This window comes from Streptomyces sp. NPDC005820 (assembly GCF_040630255.1).
GTDB lineage: Bacteria > Actinomycetota > Actinomycetes > Streptomycetales > Streptomycetaceae > Streptomyces.
The window spans coordinates 1-18,219 of the sequence record NZ_JBEXXE010000064.1 but is presented as its reverse complement, the minus strand read 5'-3'; the positions used below and the strand labels follow the sequence as shown (position 1 = coordinate 18,219).

Here is an 18,219-nt window from a genome sequence, read left to right as displayed (position 1 = left end):
TACCTGTCCAAGATCTAGCAACTCTGCCTCTTGACATCAGACCACTGGTGCCCCAATCCTTGGCGCAACGAGCAGACGGACGATTCAAGGAGGAATACGGTGGCCCGTCAGTACCTCTTGCAGGTCTATGACGAAGCTGTCGCGCTTCCGGTGCAAAAGCCTGTGGAGATAGTGGCGGTGCGACGAGATGGGGGCCTGAAATGAGGACGATCGACTGGGTCGACGGCGCGATCGAGCTCATTGACCAAACGGAGCTTCCGGCGCAGGTCTCGGTTCGGCGTATTACCGAACTCGACGAATTGATCAGCGATATCCAGCGGCTGGCGGTTCGTGGTGCGCCGGCGCTCGGAGTCGCCGGCGCTCTCGGAGTGGCGCTCATCGCGCACACCGACGGCGATCGCGCTTCGCGACTCGCGGACGCAGCCCGTCTGCGCGAAGCGCGGCCCACCGCGGTCAATCTCTCCTGGGGGGTGGACCGCGTGCTCACCGCTCTGGACGACGGGCCGGACGCCGTACTCGCCGAAGCCCTGCGCGTACGCGACGAGGACATCGCCGCCTGTGTCTCCATGGGGCTCAGCGGAGCGGACCTGGTGCGCGACCTGGTGCCCGACCGCCCCCGCGTGCGGGTCGCGACCATCTGCAACACCGGAGCCCTGTGCGCCGTGGAGCGCGGCACAGCCCTCGGCGTCGTGCAGACGCTCCTGGAACAGGACTCCCTCGAAGAGGTCCTCCCCGTGGAGACGCGGCCGCTGCTGCAGGGCGCACGGCTCACGGCGTGGGAACTGAAGCAGATGAAGGCGCCATTTCGATTGATGGTGGATTCCGCTGCCCCGTATCTCCTCTCGAGGGGCCTGGTGGATGTCGTGCTCGTCGGCGCCGACCGCATCGCGGCCAACGGCGACACCGCGAACAAGGTCGGAACGTTCTCGCTCGCGCTCGCGGCTCGGCAGGCGGGAATTCCGTTCGTTGTCGTCGCTCCCGAATCGACGATCGACACCGGCACCCTCAGCGGCGCGAACATCGAAATCGAGGACCGAGGCCCCGGTGAGGTGATTCAGGTCGCCGGCACTCCGACCACGCCGACGGGCACCGATGCCATCAACCCGGCCTTCGACGTGACACCCGCGGAATTCATCACCGCCATCGTCACCGAGCGCCGGGTCGTACGGCTCGGGAATGACGGTGTCGCCACCGGTTCTGGATTGCTCACGGCCTAGCACGTCGGTCAGGTAATTGATTCGGCCTGGCGCCGTCAACGCCACGAAAGGAGTCACACGTATGGCTCGCAGTGCCACTCTGGTGTCAAAGGTGGCGACAGACCTTCGCCAGGCCATTTCACTCGGCGAATACGCACCCGGAGACCGTCTCCCCATCGAGGCGGAGCTCGCGAAGCGTTACGGAGTCTCCAGAACCACGGTTCGATCGGCACTGCGGCAGCTCGAAGCCAACTCCCTCGTCCGGACCCAGCACGGGGTCGGCACCTTCGTCGCGGACAGCCCCGCGGTCCGGGCCGGGCTGGAACGTCTCGACTCGATCACCGACTCGATCCGCGCCAGCGGACGGGCGGCCGGCATGGTCTACCGCAGCCGTACCGTACGTTCGCTCCTGCCGGACGAAGCGGCCAAGATGGGGCTGTCGGCCGAGAGCACAGCCCTGGAGCTGAGGCGCTCGATCCTGGCCGACGGTGAGGTCGTGGCCTATTCCTACGACCTGATGCCCATGTCGCTGCTTCCGGAGGACATGTCTCCCGAGGAGCTGGACGGTTCCATCTTCACGTTCCTTCGCGAACGCCTGGACATCATTCCGGAGCGTGCTGTCGCGGAAGTCCACGCCGTCGCCTCACAGCACATCGGGTGGGGCCCGGAGGCCGCGTACAACTCGCTCTACGTGCTGCTCGACCAACTGCACTACGGCACCGACCGCCTTCTGATCTACTCCCGCACCTACTTCATCGAGGGTCGGTACGCCTTCACGATCGTGCGCTCTCGCTGATCTCCCCGCATGTCACCTCGGTTCGAATCGATTGGAAACACAACATGGCTGGATCATTCGCAGCCGGGACCGGTAGTTCGATCGCCGACCTGATCACGGCGTCCCGCACGCTCGGTCGGCCCGATCTCACCCTTCACGGAGGTGGCAACACCTCTCTGAAAGGCGAATGGCTCGATGTGACGGGCGAACTCGTGCCGGCGTTGCTGGTGAAGGGGAGCGGACACGCCCTCGTGTCCATCGACGCGGACGGGTTCGCGCCGCTGCGCCTCGAGCGCCTGCGTCAACTGCTGCCCCCCACCTCCGTCGCGAGCGACGACCTGGCCAACGAGCTCCGCTGCGCCGTCCTCGACAGCGACGCGCCCGACCCGTCCGTCGAGACGCTGGTCCATGCGTTGCTCCCGCACAAGGCGGTCTTCCACTCGCACGCCGACGCGATCCTCACCCTGACGAACACCCCTGAGGGCGGTGAACTGGTCGCCGAACTCTTCGGCGGCCGCGTCCTGGTGGTCGAGTACGCGATGCCGGGAACCGAGCTGGCTGCCGCGATCGCCGGCGCCTGGGAACTCGCGGGGACGCGACAAGCGAGCCTGGAAGGCATCGTCGTACTGCAGCACGGGCTGTTCACGATGGGCGACTCGCCCGCGCAGGCTCTCGACCGCCATCTGGACATGGTCGCCGTGGCAGGCAAGTACATCGCCGACGCACGAGCCGGTGCCAAGCCCTCGCCTTCGCGGGAGCCGCTGAAGGGTTATGACACCGCGGTGCGGCTCGCCGCACTCCGCGCACGAATAAGCCGCGTCGCGGGCGGACCGCTCGTCATGACCCGTGACACCTCCGAGGAGGCGTCGCGGGCACTCGCTGATCCGGCCGTGCTCTCGGCGGTCGCCGAAGGTCCGCTGACGCCGGACCACGTCGTCTGGACCGGTTACCGGCCCCTGCTCGGTGACGACGTCGACAACTACGTCGACGGCCACGAAGAGTACGTACGGAGCAACCGAGTCCGCCGCGGCGAGGACTACGAGCCGGAGCCCGTCGCCCCCCGCGTTCTGCTCGACCCGGAGCTGGGCATCCTGTCCGTCGGCCGGACCGCGCGGGAAAGCCGGATCGTCGAGGACATCACGCGTCACACCCTGACGTCCGTGGCCGACTCGAACCTCCTGGGCGGGTACCGGCCGGCCGATCCCAGTCATGTCTTCGACCTCGATCACTGGGCGCCCCAGGGCCGCAAGCGGTCGCGCGCCGCGCGATCGCTCCCGCTGGTGGGACACGTTGCACTGGTCACCGGCGCCGCCTCCGGGATCGGGCAGGCCTGTGCGGCGGAGCTGCTTTCCCAAGGCGCGAGCGTGGTCGGCTGGGACCGGTCCGAGTCGGTGGTCGAGGCCTTCGACAGTCCGGAATGGCACGGCATCCGCGTCGATGTGACGGATCCTGTCGCCCAGCGGGAAGCCTTGACCACGACGGTCGACCGTTTCGGCGGTCTCGACATCCTCGTCGTCGCGGCGGGCGTCTTTCCCACGGCGCAGCACATCGGCCAACTCGACGCGACACAGTGGCGCAAGGCGATGAGCGTCAACGTCGACTCCGTCGCCGAGCTGTTCCGGCTCGCCCATCCGCTGCTGGCCGCGTCTCCGGTCGGTGGCCGCGTCTGCGTCGTCGCTTCGAAGAACGTGGCCGCGCCCGGCCCGGGCGCCGCGGCCTACTCCGCCTCGAAGGCCGCGCTGACACAACTCACCCGCGTGGCAGCCCTCGAATGGGCCGGAGACGGAATCCGGATCAACCTCGTCCACCCGGACGCGGTGTTCGACACGGCTCTGTGGACCCCCGAACTGCTCGCCGCCCGCGCGGCCCACTACGGCATGACCGAGGACGAGTACAAGCGCCGCAATCTGCTGCGCACCGAGATCCGCAGCGCCGACGTCGGTCGGGCCGTGCGCGCCAGCGTCGACAACACACTCCGCTGTACGACGGGTGCCCACCTGCCCGTGGACGGCGGAAACGAGCGAGTGATCTGAGAAGAAGGACCAACCATGCAATCCGCGAACCTCCACGAGGCCTCGTACCGTCACGGTGACTGGGGGCCCGCCTACCTGCTGCACACCGATTCGCTCGCACTCGGTGTCCTGCGCCTGCGTCCGGGCGACTCGGTCGAGAACCACCTCCACTGGCACTGCGACGAGAGCTTCGTCGTCGTCGAAGGCACGGCGACCCTGTGGCTGGACGCGCGCGAATCGGTCGAGCTGGGCGAGGGCGAGGTGCACAGCTGCTCGCCCGGTGAGATGCACCACCTCCGCAACGACAGCGCACAGGACTTCCGGTGCGTGTTCATCAAGACCCCGCCGAGTCCGGGCGACACGATCCCCGTGCCGTGGCAGCCCGGAGACCCGTACCCGGACGTTCCGGCGCGTCCCTGACACACCCCGCGACCCGGCTCGACACCACACACCTCATTCACCACCGTTCAAACGAAGGACTCACCATGGCAGACACCGAAGGGAACATCGGCGCGAAGGACTTCGCCGTCGGCAAGCCGCAGGAGAACGCGGGCTTCCACATCAAGGGCGCCGGACAGCTCGACTTCGGGATGCGGCACCGTCTCGCACGGATCTTCCGGGGCGACGGCCGCACCGTGATGCTGGCGTTCGACCACGGTTACTTCCAGGGGCCCACCTCCGGGCTCGAGCGCCTCGACCTGAACATCGCGCCGCTCGCTCCGCAGGCGGACGCGCTCATGGGCACCCGCGGCGCGATTCGTGCCACGATCCCGGCGTCCACCGCCGGCGCACTCGTCCTGCGGGCCTCCGGAGGACCCTCGATCCTTCGGGAGCTCTCGGACGAGCGGATCGCGATGGACATGGAAGACGCCGTGCGCATCGACGCGGCCGCCGTCGCCGTCCAGGTCTTCGTCGGCGGCGCCAACGAGACCCAGACCATCCACAACATGACCCAGCTCGTCGACCAGGGGCTGCGCGCGGGTATCCCGGTGCTCGGCGTCACGGCCGTCGGACGCGAACTCACCCGTGACTCCCGGTACCTCGGCCTGGCCACGCGCATCATCGCCGAACTCGGCGCCCAACTGGTCAAGACCTACTACTGCGATGAGGGATTCGAGCAGGTCACCGCGGGCTGCCCGGTCCCCGTCATCATGGCCGGCGGCAAGAAGCTGCCCGCCGCCGACGCGCTGACCATGGCCTTCCAGGCCGTCGACCAGGGCGCGGCAGGGGTGGACATGGGCCGGAACGTGTTCCAGCGCGAGGCCCCCGAGGCGATGTTGCAGGCGATCAACGGTGTGGTCCATGGCGGACTGGACCCGAAGACGGCGCTGGAGCTCTACCGCGACGTGTCAGGCGGCGCGCAGGACTAGGAGCCGTTGACGAAGGGAGGGGCTGACCAGTTCGGCCGATGCCTGCTGCCCTATTTCCGCCAGCCTATCCGGTGGGTGGCTTCATGGCGTCTGGTCTCAGCTCCTCATGTCTTCGTATGGGCTGGATTCTGCGCTGAAGACGGAATAACGATCAGAGGATCGACCGGAAAGAAGCCGGTAAATCGGCCTTGACGAATCTGCGCAACGCGTTGAGTATATGGCAACGGTGATAACGCGGTGAATCAGACCCTGTCGCCTTGAGCGGCGATGGTCCGTCAGTAAATCCTATGCGGACTTGCAAGGAAGCACACAATGCCTGAATTTCGCCGCGATCGATCCGTAGAGCCGATTACCGTCTCACGAAATCCGGCCTTTCCCGTTCATGCCGGCAAGAGTTTTGTCGTCACCGGGGCGGCCGGCGGAGTGGGCAGGGCACTCAGCGAGTTGCTCATCGCCGAGGGCGCTCGAGTGGTACTGGCCGACATCGACAAAGCCGAGGTCGACCAACTCGCCACCGCGCTCGGCGGGGACGAGGCCGGCGTACACGCTGTGGAACTGAACCTGCTCGACCAGGATTCCATCGGCGCGGCCGTCGCCTCGTGCCTCTCCCACCTGGGCCGGATCGACGGACTGGCCAACGTGGCGGGCGTCGTGAAGATGGCCCCGGCGCTGAGTCACACACGGGAGCTGTGGGACTTGCAGTTCGGTGTCAACGTCTTCGGCACCTTCGAGTTGACGAAGGAAATCGCTCAGCATATGGCCGACGGCGGACACGGCGGAGCGATCGTCAACGTGGCGTCCGAGGCCGGAAAAGTCGGTCACCCGAACATGCTCGCGTACAACGCGAGCAAAGCAGCCGTCATCAACATCACCCGCGTACTCGCAGTCGAACTCGCCCCGCACCACATCAACGTCAATTGTGTCGCTCCTGGTGGCGTCGACACTCCGATGTTGCACGATGTGGCGGACAAGTTCGGCGAGATGGCCGATGCGAGTAGTTCCGACATCTTCACCTACATGGCCAACGAGCAATTGGGCCGCCACATTGCACCCGTCGAGGTTGCTGTCGCAATTTCGTTCCTTCTGGGAAACCGTGTGCAAGCCATCCGCGGAGTCACCTTGAACGTCGATGGCGGCGTCACGCCCTACTGAGGTTCCAACTCACTGAATTCAACTGCCAGCACCAAAAGATCGGACACACCATGTCATATTCCGTGAACCGTCAGAGCAGCAGAGTCCGGCACGCCGTCCGCAGGAGCGGCCGTCACGTGGCCGTGGCGGCGGTCACCAGCCTCGCCCTCGTCACGCTGGCAGCATGTTCGGGTTCGGGGTCGGGCTCGAAGGACACCAAGAGCAACGGGAGCACGAGCAGCAGCGTGAAGTCCGTCGTCCTCGTCGCCGCGCAGAACACCGGGGACAACGGCCCCATCGACTCGATGAACGCCGCGCTCACCGCGACGGGCAAGAAGTACGGGGCGAGCACGCGCTTCGTGTACTCGTCCGACCCGTCCGCCTACAAGACGACGCTGCAGGCGCTCGGCCGCGCCCGCACCTCGGTCGTCGTGGCGGCGTTCCCGGCGCTGCAGTCCGCCGTGAACGCGGTCGCGCCCTCGTTCCCCGACACCAAGTGGGTCGAGCTCTACGCCGACGCCAACAAGCCCTCGCTGAAGAACGTCAAGACGGTGTCGTTCGACCAGTACAAGGTCAACTACCTGTCCGGCGTGCTCGCCGCGACGGTCAGCAAGAGCGGGAGCATCGGCTACGTCGGCGGTGCTGTGCAGCCCGGAATGAACGCGGACTTCCACGCGTACGAGGCGGGGGCCAAGTCGGTGAACTCCTCGATCAAGGTGATCGGCGCGTTCGCGGGCAGCTTCGCGGACCCGACCAAGGGCTCGCTCATCGCCTCCTCTCAGCTGAGCAAGGGCGTCGACGTGATCGACACTGACGCGGCCCAGACCTCGCTCGGCGTGATCAAGTCGGCGCAGTCGGCCGGCGCGCTGGTCATCACCGACCTCGGTTCGTCGGTGGACAAGCAGTACTCGGACACGGTGATCGGCCATGTCGCCATCGACTTCGGGGCGGCCCTGACGAAGCAGGTGGACGCGGCGGCGGCATCGGGCTGGGCCGGCGGTGCGGCGACCAGCGGTCTCGAGGACAACGTCGCGAAGCTCACGCTGTCCGAGCCGTTCCTCTCGGGTTCCTCCAAGTCCGCGGCGGCGGTCAAGGCGGCTCAGAGCAAGCTCGAGGACATCCGGGCCTCGATCGCGAGCGGCAAGATCACCGTTCCGTTCGACACCTCCAACATCTAGGCAGGGTCAGGTGGCTACTCAACAGTCGACGACCTCACCGGAGCGTGTGCCCACCGGTGGGGCTCGCCTGGAAGTCGTAAATGTGTCGATGATGTTCGGGGACTTCGCGGCCCTCTCGAATGTCTCAGCGTCGTTCGAGCCCGGACGGGTTCACGCGGTCGTCGGACAGAACGGCGCCGGCAAGACGACCTTCTCACGGGTGGTCACCGGCCTGTACCAGCCCACCGAGGGTCATATCGCGATCGACGCCCAGAAGCTGGCGGGCGGCGTCGTGGCGGCCCGCCGGCAGGGGATCGACATGGTCCACCAGAACTTCTCCCTGCCGGGGTCGTTCACCGTGGCCGAGGCGTTGCACCTGCTGGACGTCAACCGGTCGCACCGGCCGTACCGGCGCGCGACCATCCGTCGGGCGTGCGAGCAGAAGCTCGCCCGGTTCGGACCCGCCGTCGATCCCGGCGCACGGATTCGGGACCTTTCCGTCCAGCTCCGGCAGGGCGTCGAGATCACCCGTGCGCTGTCCGGTGACACACGGGTGCTCATCCTGGACGAACCGACGGCGGCGCTGTCGCCCGGTGCCGTGGAGGAGCTGTTCGCCCGACTGCGCGAGCTCGCGGCGCAGGGCGTCACGATCCTTGTCGTGCTGCACAAGCTCGACGAGGTCTGGGCCGTCGCGGACACCATCACGGTGCTGCGCGACGGCCGGGTGGCGATGCCGAAGAAGGAACTGGCCGACGTCACCCACAAAGAGGTCACGGTCGCGATCATCGGCGAGGAACTTTCCGCGTCGTCGACCCCCGCGTCGACGTCGGTGGGGGCGGACGTCAGCGCCGACGACCTGCTGCACGAACTCGAGCCAGGGCACACGGTGTTGCCGGGCGACGAACACGTCCGCCCGGCGGCGCCCGGGAAGGTCGCTGCCGGTGTACTGACTCTGACCGACGTCAGCACCGCGCGGCGCCAGGGCGACGCCGCCCTGCACAACGTCAGCCTGACCGTACGCCGAGGCGAGGTGGTGGGCGTGGCGGGGGTCGACGGCAACGGGCAGCAGTCGCTCGTCGAGGCCGTCGCCGGACTCACGCGCGTCGATGCAGGCAGCATCGAGTTGGACGACACGGTCGTCACGCATGCCTCGTTGCTTCGCCGGCGACGACTGGGGCTGCGGGTGATCCCGTTCGACCGCAACACCCAGGGTGTCAGTCTCTCGAGTGCCATCTGGCTCAATGTCGGGATCGCTGACGTCCTGATGTCGCCGCGGGCGTGGTTCTCGCCACGGCGGTTGCGGGCCAAGGTGGCCGAGAGCGTAAGTCGGTGGAGCGTGAAGCACCGGGCACTCTCGCAGCCCATCGGTGAGCTTTCCGGCGGCAATGTGCAGCGCGCCATCTTCGCCCGGGAAGCGACGGCCGACAGCCGGCTGGTCGTGGCCGCTCAGCCGACGCGCGGTCTTGACCTGGGCGCGACGGCGTTCGTTCACCGAACGCTGCGTCAGCTCGCGTCCGACGGCGCCGGAGTACTCCTCGTCTCGGCCGACCTGGACGAACTGAGAACGAACAGCGACCGCATCGTCGTCCTGCGCGGCGGGCGGATAGCTGCTGATCTACCGGCCGACGCAAGCCGCGCCCGGATCGGTGAAGCAATGGTAGGAGGTGGCGATGCGTGACAACGTGACGGCAGTCGCCCGCGTCATCATGATGATCGTCGTCGCCTTCGCGATCGCGGCGATCACCTTCTCGCTCTCGGGCTATTCGACCGGCGGAATCGTCTCCAACGCCATCGACGCCGCCATAACGGGCCCCGGAGCCTGGCAGAACACCGTGCGCTGGTTCGTGCCGCTCGCCCTGCTGGGCACCGGAACCGTCATCAGCTTCCGTGCCGGCTACTACAACGTGGGCGCCCAGGGCCAGTTCTATCTGGGATCGATCGCCGCCTTCGTGGTCGCGGACAACCTCTCCGGGCCCTCCTGGGTGGTGCAGTCGGCCGCGGTGCTCGCCGGTGTGATCGCCGGAGCGGCCTGGTCGGGAATAGCCGCAGTGCTCAAGATCTTCTTCGGCACCGACGAAACCCTCGCCACGCTCATGCTCAACTTCGTCGGCGTTCTCCTGTTGCAGTACATGGTCAACGGACCACTCAAGGACACGTCCGGCAGCGGCCAGGCGTCGCAGTCGGCTCCCCTGCCCGAAGAGGTCCGGATCAGTGACACCAGCGGAGTGTCGGCCACCATCATGGTGATCACGGTCGTCGCGCTCGTCCTGGTGTGGATCACGCTCAACCGTACGAGGTTCGGTCTCGTCGCGACCCTCGCCGGGCGGAACGCGGAAATGGTGCGCTGGCAGGGCGGGAACAGCCGCAGGACGGCGATCACCGCTTTCGTCGCCACTGGTGTGCTTTCCGGGCTCGCCGGCGCGCTCGACATCCTCGGTCCTGACGGCCAGCTGTTTGCGGGTTTCGCGCCGAACGTCGGTTTCACCGCGGTGACCGTGGCGTTGGTAGGCATTCTGTCCGTCACGGGCGCGGTACTGGCAGCCGTCTTCTTCGGTGCGCTCACCGCGACCATCCAGTTCCTGCCGATCAGCACCAATCTCCCGCCTGCCGCGTTCGACCTCCTGCAGGCCGTCATCACCGCGCTGGTCACCGCGCGGAGCGGCAGTCTCCTTCGGAAGCGTATCCGTCGGCCGAACCTGGCCCGGCCCGCCAAATCCTCATCCGAGAGCTCGGCAAGCGTGAAAAGTGAGGTTGCTTAGCAATGTGGCAATTCCTGGCAAACTCGCTTCAGGACACGAGTCCGATCCTGTTCGCCGCGCTGGGTGGACTCCTCGCCTTCAGAGCCGGGATATTCCATCTCGGCCTCGAAGGGCTCGTCTGTATGGCGTCCTTCACCGCAGTCGCCGTTTCGAAGGAAACCGGCAGCGCGACGTTCGGCGTCCTCGCGGCCATCGCGAGTGCCGTCCTGCTGTCGGTCCTCTACTGGTTCCTCATCGACGTCATGAACGGAAACGTGATCATCGTCGGTCTGGGAATCACCGGGATAGGCGTGGCCGGCTCGAGCTATCTCCTGCAGGTCGTCTTCAACACACAAGGCGCCATACAGACCGCGAACGGCCTCTACCATCCCGTCGTCGGGCATGCTCGCGGCCCCCTGTCGGTCCTGAACGGTCTCTCGATACTGACGTGGTGTCTGCCTGTCGTCGTCTTCCTGATATGGGTCCTGGTGCGGCGCTCCTTCAGCGGACTCGCCCTGACGGCGGTCGGCGAGTTCCCGTTCGCCGCACGCAGTGCCGGCATCGCTCCCCGCCGGGCAAGGCTCCTGGCCCTCATCGGCGGCGGCGTCCTGTGCGGGCTGGCCGGGTCCGAACTCTCGCTCGGCAATCTGGACTCGTTCACTCCCAACCTCACCAATGGGCTTGGCTACGTCGCTTTCACCGCGGTGGTGTTCGGCGCCGTGGCGCCGCTCGGTGTTGCCGCCGCCGGCATCGGCTTCGGGATCGCCAACGCGATCGGCATCCAGGCTCAGCTGGAAAGGTGGTCGGTTCCGACCGAGATCATCATGATGCTGCCGTACGTGTTGACGCTGATCGCGGTGACCATAGCCGCCGGGTTCAACCGCGGCCGAGGAGCGGCACAGGCGGGCTTCGCCGAGCTGCGAAGCTGATGTCCGGGAAAAGGAAACCTCATCCCCATGAACGCTGACGTCGTACGCCGTGCGTTGAACCTGGAGCCGCTGCCGGTCGAGGGCGGCCTCTACACCGTGAGCTACCGCGACGAGCATTCGAACGGTATCTACTACCTGCTGGAAAACCCCGACTTCTCGGCCATGCACGTGCTCGATTCGGCAGAGGTCTACCACTACTACTCGGGGGCACCGCTCTCGCTCCTGCTGCTCCTGCCGGACGGCTCGATCGAGCAACCCGTGCTGGGGCCGGACGTCCTGGCAGGCCAGGTTCCCCAACTCCTGGTGCCCGCCGGAGTGTGGCAGGGCTCGTCGTCGACGGGTGACTGGACCCTGGTCGGTACGACCATGGCACCGCCCTACCGTGACGAAGGCGTCCGCTTCGCCCATCGCGAGGAACTGAGCGCGCGGTATCCCGACGCCGCCGCCCGCATAGGCGCCCTCACCCGCCAGTGACCGAACCGTGCAGCGAGCCGCGGCCTGCCCGTCACCGAAAGGGGTACTCCCGTGTCCGACCTACCTCAGGCTCCGGCCGTCCGTGACCTCCTCGACCTCCGTGGACGCACCGTCCTGGTCACCGGGGCAAGCGGTGGCATCGGTGCCGCCATCGCCGTACGTCTCGCCGAGGCCGGCGCCACCGTCGTCGCTCATGCCCGAGACAACCCGGGCCGTCTCGACGCCGTCGTGGCCGGCTGCCGCGGATGGGGCGCCCCGGCCCACGCCGTCACCGGCGACCTCGCGACTCCTGAGGGCGTGCGGCACGTCACCGAGGAGACCGTCCGCCTCGCGGGCGACGTCCACGGCCTGGTCAACAACGCCGCCCTGCAGCCGCTGTCGTCCCTGACGGACATGAACATCACGGAGTTCGACGACGTCTTCGACGTCAACGTACGAGCCGTCTTCCTGCTCACCCAGAGCTTCGGCAACCGCGCGGCCGCACAGGGGCATCCTCTGAGCGTCGTCAACATCTCGTCCATCGAGGGCGAGGTTCCCGCGCCGCTGCACAGCCACTACGCGGCTTCCAAGGCCGCCGTCATCATGCACACCCGCGCCGCCGCCCTGGAACTGGGCTCCGTCGGTGTCCGCGTCAACGCGGTGCTCCCCGGAGTGATCCACCGTCCCGGCATCGAACAGGCGTGGCCCGACGGCGTCCGGCGTTGGCACGACGCCGCACCTCTTGGCCGCCTGGGAACGGGCGAGGATGTCGCCGATGCGTGCCTCTTCCTGCTCTCCGACGCCTCCCGGTGGGTAACCGCCGCCACCCTTCGCGTCGACGGGGGAGTCACCGCCAACCAGCCCTTCTGACCTCGCCCACCTCCGCCCAGGACACGTCACCATGACACACGACCCCCATCCTCCCCCTGCCGACTCTGCCCGCTCACGGAGGAGCCGATGAGCGCGACGATCCGCAGGGCTGTCATACCCGCCGCCGGACTGGGATCGCGGCTGCTGCCGCTGACCAAGGCGACTCCGAAGGAGATGCTGCCGATCGGCGACAAGCCCGTCATCGAACACACGGTGCGCGAGCTGGTGGCCTCCGGGATCACCGACATCACGATCGTCGTCAGCGGCGACAAAAGCCTGATACAGGAACACTTTCGACCCAACCCGGCCCTGGTCGAGCAGTTGCGTGCCGATGGCAAGACCGTGTTCGCCGACGCGGTCGAGGAGGTGGCGGACCTCGCCCGCCGAGGCCACATCACCTACCTGTACCAACAGGGCCCCTACGGCAATGGCACCCCAGTGCTGAACGCGGTGAGGAACTTCGGCGAGGAACCGGTTCTGGTGCTCTGGCCCGACGACGTGTTCGTCGCCGAGGTGCCCCGCGCGCAGCAGCTGGTACGCGCCTACGAGCGGACCGGATGCCCGGTGTTGGCGCTGCTGCCGATCGACCCGTCCGAGGCCGCCCGCTACGGTGTGCCACAGGTGAAGGAGGAGCTCGGCGACGGCCTCCTGCGGGTTACCGGCCTGGTGGAGAAGCCCGAACCCGAGGACGCCCTGTCCCAGTTCGGAGCCTTCGGCGGCTACGTGATCACTACCGGTGTCGTCGAGGAGCTGCGCGAGCAGACCAGGCGCTGGTACCAGCACCGCACGGGCGAGGTCTACCTCACCGACGCCATCAACGCCTACGCCGCCAGACGACCCGTGTTCGGCCAGGTGATCCAAGGCCGTTGGTACGACACCGGCAACCCCGGCGACTACCTCGTCGCGCAGTTCGCCCACGCGCTGGCCCACCCCGAGTACGGGCCACTCCTGCGCGGGATGGCCCGAGATCTCGACCTCGCCGACCGGACGAGCTGATCCGCGCCGCTCCCGCCCTGAGACATCCAGCCGTCCGTCAGGAGCCGGCTAGAAAGCCGGAGATGTTTTCCATGTGTGCGGCGGAGGCGCCAACGTTCCGTGTCGGTGACTTGACGGAGACGGGAGCGTAGCCAGCAGATAGGGGAGCGCCCGTAGCGAGTCGGAGACTCGGCAGGGGCCCCTGAGCTCGATGTGGGTGATGCTGCGTGACCTGTGCTCCTGACGCCGCCGCCCCCGTTGACGGTCAGGTGGAGCGGACGATGGTGAACGCGTACCGACCCTCGATGAAATATGTGCGGGAATAGAGAAGAAGGCGGTCGCCAGCTCCGTAATGCAGTTGGTCGAGCAATACGTAGAGCGAGTTGCTCGACGCATCCGGACCCCAGCCGATGTGCTGGGAGGACACTGCGTGAATTTCCGCGATCGCGCGCTCGGGAATGATGTCCAGACGTTCGCGAAGGAACGTGAAGATCGAGCCGTCTAGTTCCTCGACAGGGAAGTCCTCCGGGAGGAGCGAGATCGGCAGCAGGTCGTACGAGTAAGCTACGACCTCCCCGTCGGCCAGGATCGAACGCCGCACCTCCAGAGCGCTGCTCTCGGCCGACAGCCCCATCTTGGCGGCCTCGTCCGGCAGCAGCGGGCGCACGGTGCGGCTGCGGTAGACCATGCCGGCCTCTCGTCCGCTGGCGCGGATCGAGCCGGAGATCGAGTCCAGGCGCTCCAGCCCTGCCCGCACCGCAGGAGTGTCCGCGACGAACGTCCCCACACCGTGCTGAGTTCGAACGAGGGACGTCGCTTCGAGCTGGCGCAGTGCCGCACGTACCGTGGCCCTGGAAACCCCGTAGGTCCTCGCCAGGTCCGCCTCGATGGGCAGGCGGTCTCCGGGCGCGTACTCGCCGACCGATATGGCGCGGCGAAGGTCCGTCGAGACCTTCGACACAAGGGTGGCACCGCGAGCCATATCCGGGATCCTTCCGAGGCAGTGGCCATGCCGAACTCGGCTTGGCTCCAGGGCATGCGTAGTCGTGCACCCATGATGTTATCGTCACGGTCCGACTGCACGGTCCGGTGCTCGGTGACGATGGACCTGGCGAACTTTCCCTGTAGGCGTGATTGGCGTGCCGGAATAATGCATCAACGGATTTGGGTCACCATCTCTGATTCTGCATAGGTTTCGTTGATGAGGGGTCTTTCGTCTTTCGGTCGTCACCTCGCGAAATAACCCGACTTTGTTCGCGATTTCTCCTTTTCGAAATGCGTTCTACGTCATTCCTTCATAGGGGCTTCGGCTACTGAGGGCCCGGTTGCCGCGTCGGATACGCATCAGGGGTAATGGCGCACTCGCCTCCACTCCATTACTCGCCCTCATTGCATCATTGAAGCAATCGATTCGTCCTCAATTACCTATTGAACGTGCCGGACAGTTAACGGATGATCGGTCCAGCTGAGGCCAGGGACAGCCATCGATTCGCCGGGTGCCTTCTTAGTTTGGAGACTCTCAGGATTCGCTGGCTGCGTCGTCCAAGCTTGTGATCTTCGACAGGATCCGGATTGTCGGTGGGTGTCGAGGAGGTTTCCCTCCCTGGCCGGTAGCGCCGCAGGCACAGCCGTTACTGACAGTGACGCCCCGGCGGCCGCTGCCATGACCGAGTGATGCCGCACCTACTCAGGGAAGGATTTGCCGTTACCTCTTCTCCGGAGCGAGGTAAAACGATGCCCGTCATTGCTGGGAGCGGTCATCTTCGCCGGCAGCACACCTCGACGACGGCCCAATGTGACCCAAGCACGGCGCTCGCCGTCCAGTCGGCATCGTGACCGCAGCCTCCGTGCCCAAGACATGCTGCGCGACCAGGTCGAAGGAACGGCCGAGACAGCCGTCAGGAAACGTCTGTCTCTCGTGGCGTGAGGTCGGGCGGGTAGCCCTTTGCGCGGAGCCAGGTGTCGAGGGCGAGAGCGACGATGTCTCCGTGCGGTACGCCAGTGTCGGCGTTGTAGCGGCGGATCCGGCGCTGGAGCTGGAGGGCTTCGGGGATGGCGTGGTTGAACTGTCCGCGTTTGGTGTGCCGGTTGCTGATGACGTCCAGGGTGTCCGGGTGCGGCATGAGAACGTCATCGGTCTGCTGGGGCTCGGCGTCGAGCGCGTCGGCGATTTCACGTAGTCGGCGGGCATAGAGGGAGTGATCAGGCACGCGAGCTGCTCCGGTCGGTCCGGATAGGCCGATAGCTATCCGCCTATTGGTCTATTGGAATAGTCGGCACGGGGCAGCTGCGTGAGGGTGGCCGCCCCGTGCCTTGCGGTCGGATCAGAACCCGCGGGTGGTGAGCCACTCGTCCAGTGCAACCGAGACGATGTCGCCGATGGGCAGGTGGTCGAGTTCGTTGTCCAGCGCGAAGCGCTTGAGCCGCTTCTTCAGCTTCAGCGCCGCGGGGACCGACGAGTCGAGGCTCTCGCGCGTGATCATGCGCTGGTTGAGGATCACGGCGGTCTCGGGGATGTCCTTGGGACGGCCGGGACCGTGAGCCCACGGCGTTCCCTCGCTGGGTGCTGCCTCCGGTTGCACGTACTGCTCCTGGTGAGAGCCCGGAGCATCGGTCCTCACCGGGAACGCGGAACCGCCTGTGGCCGGAGAAGCCGCGGGACGAACCGCCACCTCGGCGGCCGGGGCCGCACCAGGAGCCGCGGGCGTGATGGGGGAGAGGCCGTGTCGCGCAGCGGGTTCGGTCGGCGGCGCGGGTCGCACCGCAGGAGCTGCAGGTACGGCAGCCGGGGGCTCATGCTGCACCTGTCGCCTCCCACGTTCTCCAGCGGATTCCATCCCCACCTCGGTGGCGTCGAAGGCGGGGGTCACGGGCTGACTGGTGACCGGCTCCGGCACCGGCCCGCTCGGTACCACCTCGACGCTCGGCTGGGTGGAGGTCTGCGCCGCTTCGGGCACCACCTCGCTTCGGCCCTGCTCCAAGGCCTCCACAGGGACGGTGGAAGGAGCGGGCTCACCCTTCGGCGGTTCGATGGTGGGACGGCCTGGGCCCCGGGGCGTGGCTTGTTCGGCGGCGTACTGCTCGGGGGTGAGTTCGGCGGCTGGGGGAGGGGGCGGCGGGGTCGTCTTCCTGGCTCCGCCCAGGGTACGACCGCCGGTGCGGCGGGCCGGCGGCTTCGGCCTGTCGTTCTTCTCGCTCATGCCTCGGTCAGCTCCTTCATCAGGTTGGCGTACTCGCTCAGCTCGGTCGGGATCTCGCCGAAGGCCTCCATGTAGTGCACCCAGGAGTGGATGGTGGTCTCGGCGAGCGGGAAGGGCTCGTCGCGGTCCGGGCCGATGCCCTCGCCCTCGGCGGGGTCGAGGAGCTGGCCCTTCGCGCGACCGGGCAGGCTGGTGCGGTCGTCGGCCTTGACCATGACGACGTGTGCGGTGACGCCGTGGTCGTTGCGGGCGGCGGCGCGCTCGGCCTCGTCGAAGGTGGCTACGAGCTTGCGGCGCTCGATCTTGGTGGGGGCGACCGGGACGAGGAGCAGGTTCGCCTCGGTGACGGCTTCGTGGAAGATGCGGGCGCTGCCGCCGCCGGCGTCGACCACGATCGCGCCGAACTCGGCGCGCTTGGTGCGGATGTACTCGGCGATGTCGTCGAACGGGTACCGCTCGACGATCAGGTTGGCGGGGATGTCGAAGCCGGCGGCCTGGGCGACCTTGAACCAGTCGTAGGCGGACTGGCTGGTGGCGTCGGCGTCCAGCAGCAGCGTCGGGACGCCGAGGACGACGGCGTAGTAGAGGGCGATGAACCAGGCGGAGGTGGTTTTGCCGGTGCCGCCCTTGAGCATGCCGACGACGATGACGAAGGCGTCCCAGACGTGTTGGGTGGCCGCGGCCAGGGTCTTGTGGCGGGTGTTCTCGTTCACGTGTGCTTGATCTCCTGAAGTGGAAGCGATGTTGACTCGTGCGGTTGGGTGGCACTGGGGGTACCGGGAGGCGCCCGTGCACTGTGGCTGGGGTGGGGATGGCCTTCGGGCAGGTGCTGCGGCTGGCGGGCACGGCCGTCGGAGCGATTGAGATCGTCGCGGTTGGGTGCGCTCATGGCCGTTCCTCCTCACGGCGAGTGGGGCCGTGGTGGTGCTGCGGACGCATACGGGTGCCTACCTGGTGCAGGAGGCGATAGACCGTGGCGGGGGAGTAGTTGCACTGCTCGGCGAGTTCCGGGACCGTGGCTCCGGCTTCGTACCGGGTGCGCAGGGACAGGGCGAGCTTGTGCCGCTCGGCGGCCCGGGCTGCGGCGCGCATCCGTACCGTCTGCTGGGTGGTGCGTACGGTGCCGCCGGCCTCGATCAGCAGACGCCGGGCAGCACGCCTGGTCTCTCCGGCGCCTGCGGCGAGTTCGGTGAGGGTTGCGCCCTGCTGCTCGTAGAGGATGCGGAGGTGGGCGGCGAGACGCTGGCGGGCTTGGGGGTCCTGACGCATCCGGCGGGTCTGCCAGGAGGTACGCATGACGGTCCCGGCGTCGTGGAGCCGGTTGAGGACGGTGCCGTAGGACAGGCCGCTGGCGGCGACGAGTTCGTCGACCGTGGCACCGGACTCGTACTGCTCGCGCAGGGCCTTGGGCGT

18 protein-coding genes are annotated in these 18,219 nt (G+C 67.2%); 13 read left to right on the top strand and 5 right to left on the bottom strand.

The window, feature by feature from the left end; translation table 11 throughout:
- The first annotated feature begins 200 nt into the window (after window positions 1-200).
- The 13 genes from mtnA to ABZ464_RS46830 all read left to right on the top strand — a co-directional run bounded on the left by mtnA (window position 201) and on the right by ABZ464_RS46830 (window position 13,627).
- Window positions 201-1,217, top strand: a complete 1,017-nt coding sequence (gene mtnA / locus ABZ464_RS46890; RefSeq protein ID WP_359288086.1) for an S-methyl-5-thioribose-1-phosphate isomerase — start codon at window positions 201-203, stop codon at window positions 1,215-1,217.
- A 91-nt stretch (window positions 1,218-1,308) separates the two neighbouring features.
- A complete protein-coding gene (locus ABZ464_RS46885; protein WP_359288084.1) occupies window positions 1,309-1,992 on the top strand; it encodes a GntR family transcriptional regulator in 684 nt (227 codons plus the stop codon).
- 44 nt (window positions 1,993-2,036) lie between these two features.
- The gene (locus ABZ464_RS46880) at window positions 2,037-4,004 is read left to right on the top strand and encodes an SDR family oxidoreductase (RefSeq protein ID WP_359288082.1); all 1,968 of its coding nucleotides are present in this window, start codon (window positions 2,037-2,039) and stop codon (window positions 4,002-4,004) included.
- 15 nt (window positions 4,005-4,019) lie between these two features.
- Entirely contained in the window at window positions 4,020-4,403 is a 384-nt protein-coding gene (locus tag ABZ464_RS46875; RefSeq protein WP_359288080.1) for a cupin domain-containing protein, read from the top strand.
- Between the two features lie 65 nt (window positions 4,404-4,468).
- The gene (gene lsrF, locus ABZ464_RS46870; RefSeq protein WP_359214315.1) at window positions 4,469-5,353 is read left to right on the top strand and encodes a 3-hydroxy-5-phosphonooxypentane-2,4-dione thiolase; all 885 of its coding nucleotides are present in this window, start codon (window positions 4,469-4,471) and stop codon (window positions 5,351-5,353) included.
- A gap of 312 nt (window positions 5,354-5,665) precedes the next feature.
- Window positions 5,666-6,505, top strand: coding sequence for an SDR family NAD(P)-dependent oxidoreductase (locus tag ABZ464_RS46865; RefSeq protein ID WP_359288078.1), 840 nt, complete (start codon window positions 5,666-5,668; stop codon window positions 6,503-6,505).
- A 62-nt stretch (window positions 6,506-6,567) separates the two neighbouring features.
- On the top strand, window positions 6,568-7,662 hold the full coding sequence (locus ABZ464_RS46860) for a BMP family ABC transporter substrate-binding protein (RefSeq protein WP_359288076.1): 1,095 nt from the start codon (window positions 6,568-6,570) through the stop codon (window positions 7,660-7,662).
- Between the two features lie 88 nt (window positions 7,663-7,750).
- Entirely contained in the window at window positions 7,751-9,319 is a 1,569-nt protein-coding gene (locus tag ABZ464_RS46855) for an ATP-binding cassette domain-containing protein (RefSeq protein ID WP_359288127.1), read from the top strand.
- Complete coding sequence (locus ABZ464_RS46850; protein ID WP_359288074.1) at window positions 9,312-10,400, top strand: ABC transporter permease; 1,089 nt, start codon at window positions 9,312-9,314, stop codon at window positions 10,398-10,400. Before ABZ464_RS46855 ends, ABZ464_RS46850 begins: the two co-directional genes overlap by 8 nt.
- 2 nt (window positions 10,401-10,402) lie before the next feature.
- On the top strand, window positions 10,403-11,308 hold the full coding sequence (locus ABZ464_RS46845; protein ID WP_359288072.1) for an ABC transporter permease: 906 nt from the start codon (window positions 10,403-10,405) through the stop codon (window positions 11,306-11,308).
- A gap of 27 nt (window positions 11,309-11,335) precedes the next feature.
- Window positions 11,336-11,782 carry a cupin domain-containing protein gene (locus ABZ464_RS46840; RefSeq protein ID WP_359288070.1) on the top strand — a complete coding sequence of 149 codons (447 nt, stop codon included), beginning with the start codon at window positions 11,336-11,338 and terminating at the stop codon, window positions 11,780-11,782.
- 51 nt (window positions 11,783-11,833) lie between these two features.
- Complete coding sequence (locus ABZ464_RS46835; protein WP_359288068.1) at window positions 11,834-12,631, top strand: SDR family oxidoreductase; 798 nt, start codon at window positions 11,834-11,836, stop codon at window positions 12,629-12,631.
- Window positions 12,632-12,718: 87 nt separating this feature from the next.
- Window positions 12,719-13,627, top strand: coding sequence for a sugar phosphate nucleotidyltransferase (locus ABZ464_RS46830; protein ID WP_359288067.1), 909 nt, complete (start codon window positions 12,719-12,721; stop codon window positions 13,625-13,627).
- Window positions 13,628-13,871: 244 nt separating this feature from the next.
- On the opposite strand, the gene ABZ464_RS46825 is transcribed toward ABZ464_RS46830, so the two are convergent.
- The 5 genes from ABZ464_RS46825 to ABZ464_RS46805 all read right to left on the bottom strand — a co-directional run.
- Complete coding sequence (locus ABZ464_RS46825) at window positions 13,872-14,588, bottom strand: GntR family transcriptional regulator (RefSeq protein ID WP_359288066.1); 717 nt, start codon at window positions 14,586-14,588, stop codon at window positions 13,872-13,874.
- Window positions 14,589-15,504: 916 nt separating this feature from the next.
- On the bottom strand, window positions 15,505-15,816 hold the full coding sequence (locus ABZ464_RS46820) for a hypothetical protein (protein ID WP_359288065.1): 312 nt from the start codon (window positions 15,814-15,816) through the stop codon (window positions 15,505-15,507).
- A gap of 114 nt (window positions 15,817-15,930) precedes the next feature.
- A complete protein-coding gene (locus ABZ464_RS46815) occupies window positions 15,931-16,188 on the bottom strand; it encodes a hypothetical protein (protein ID WP_359288064.1) in 258 nt (85 codons plus the stop codon).
- 614 nt (window positions 16,189-16,802) lie between these two features.
- A complete protein-coding gene (locus tag ABZ464_RS46810) occupies window positions 16,803-17,519 on the bottom strand; it encodes a ParA family protein (RefSeq protein WP_359288063.1) in 717 nt (238 codons plus the stop codon).
- A gap of 172 nt (window positions 17,520-17,691) precedes the next feature.
- Window positions 17,692-18,219, bottom strand: a 528-nt coding sequence (locus tag ABZ464_RS46805) for a helix-turn-helix domain containing protein (RefSeq protein ID WP_359288062.1), incomplete at its 5' end; no start/stop codon positions are given.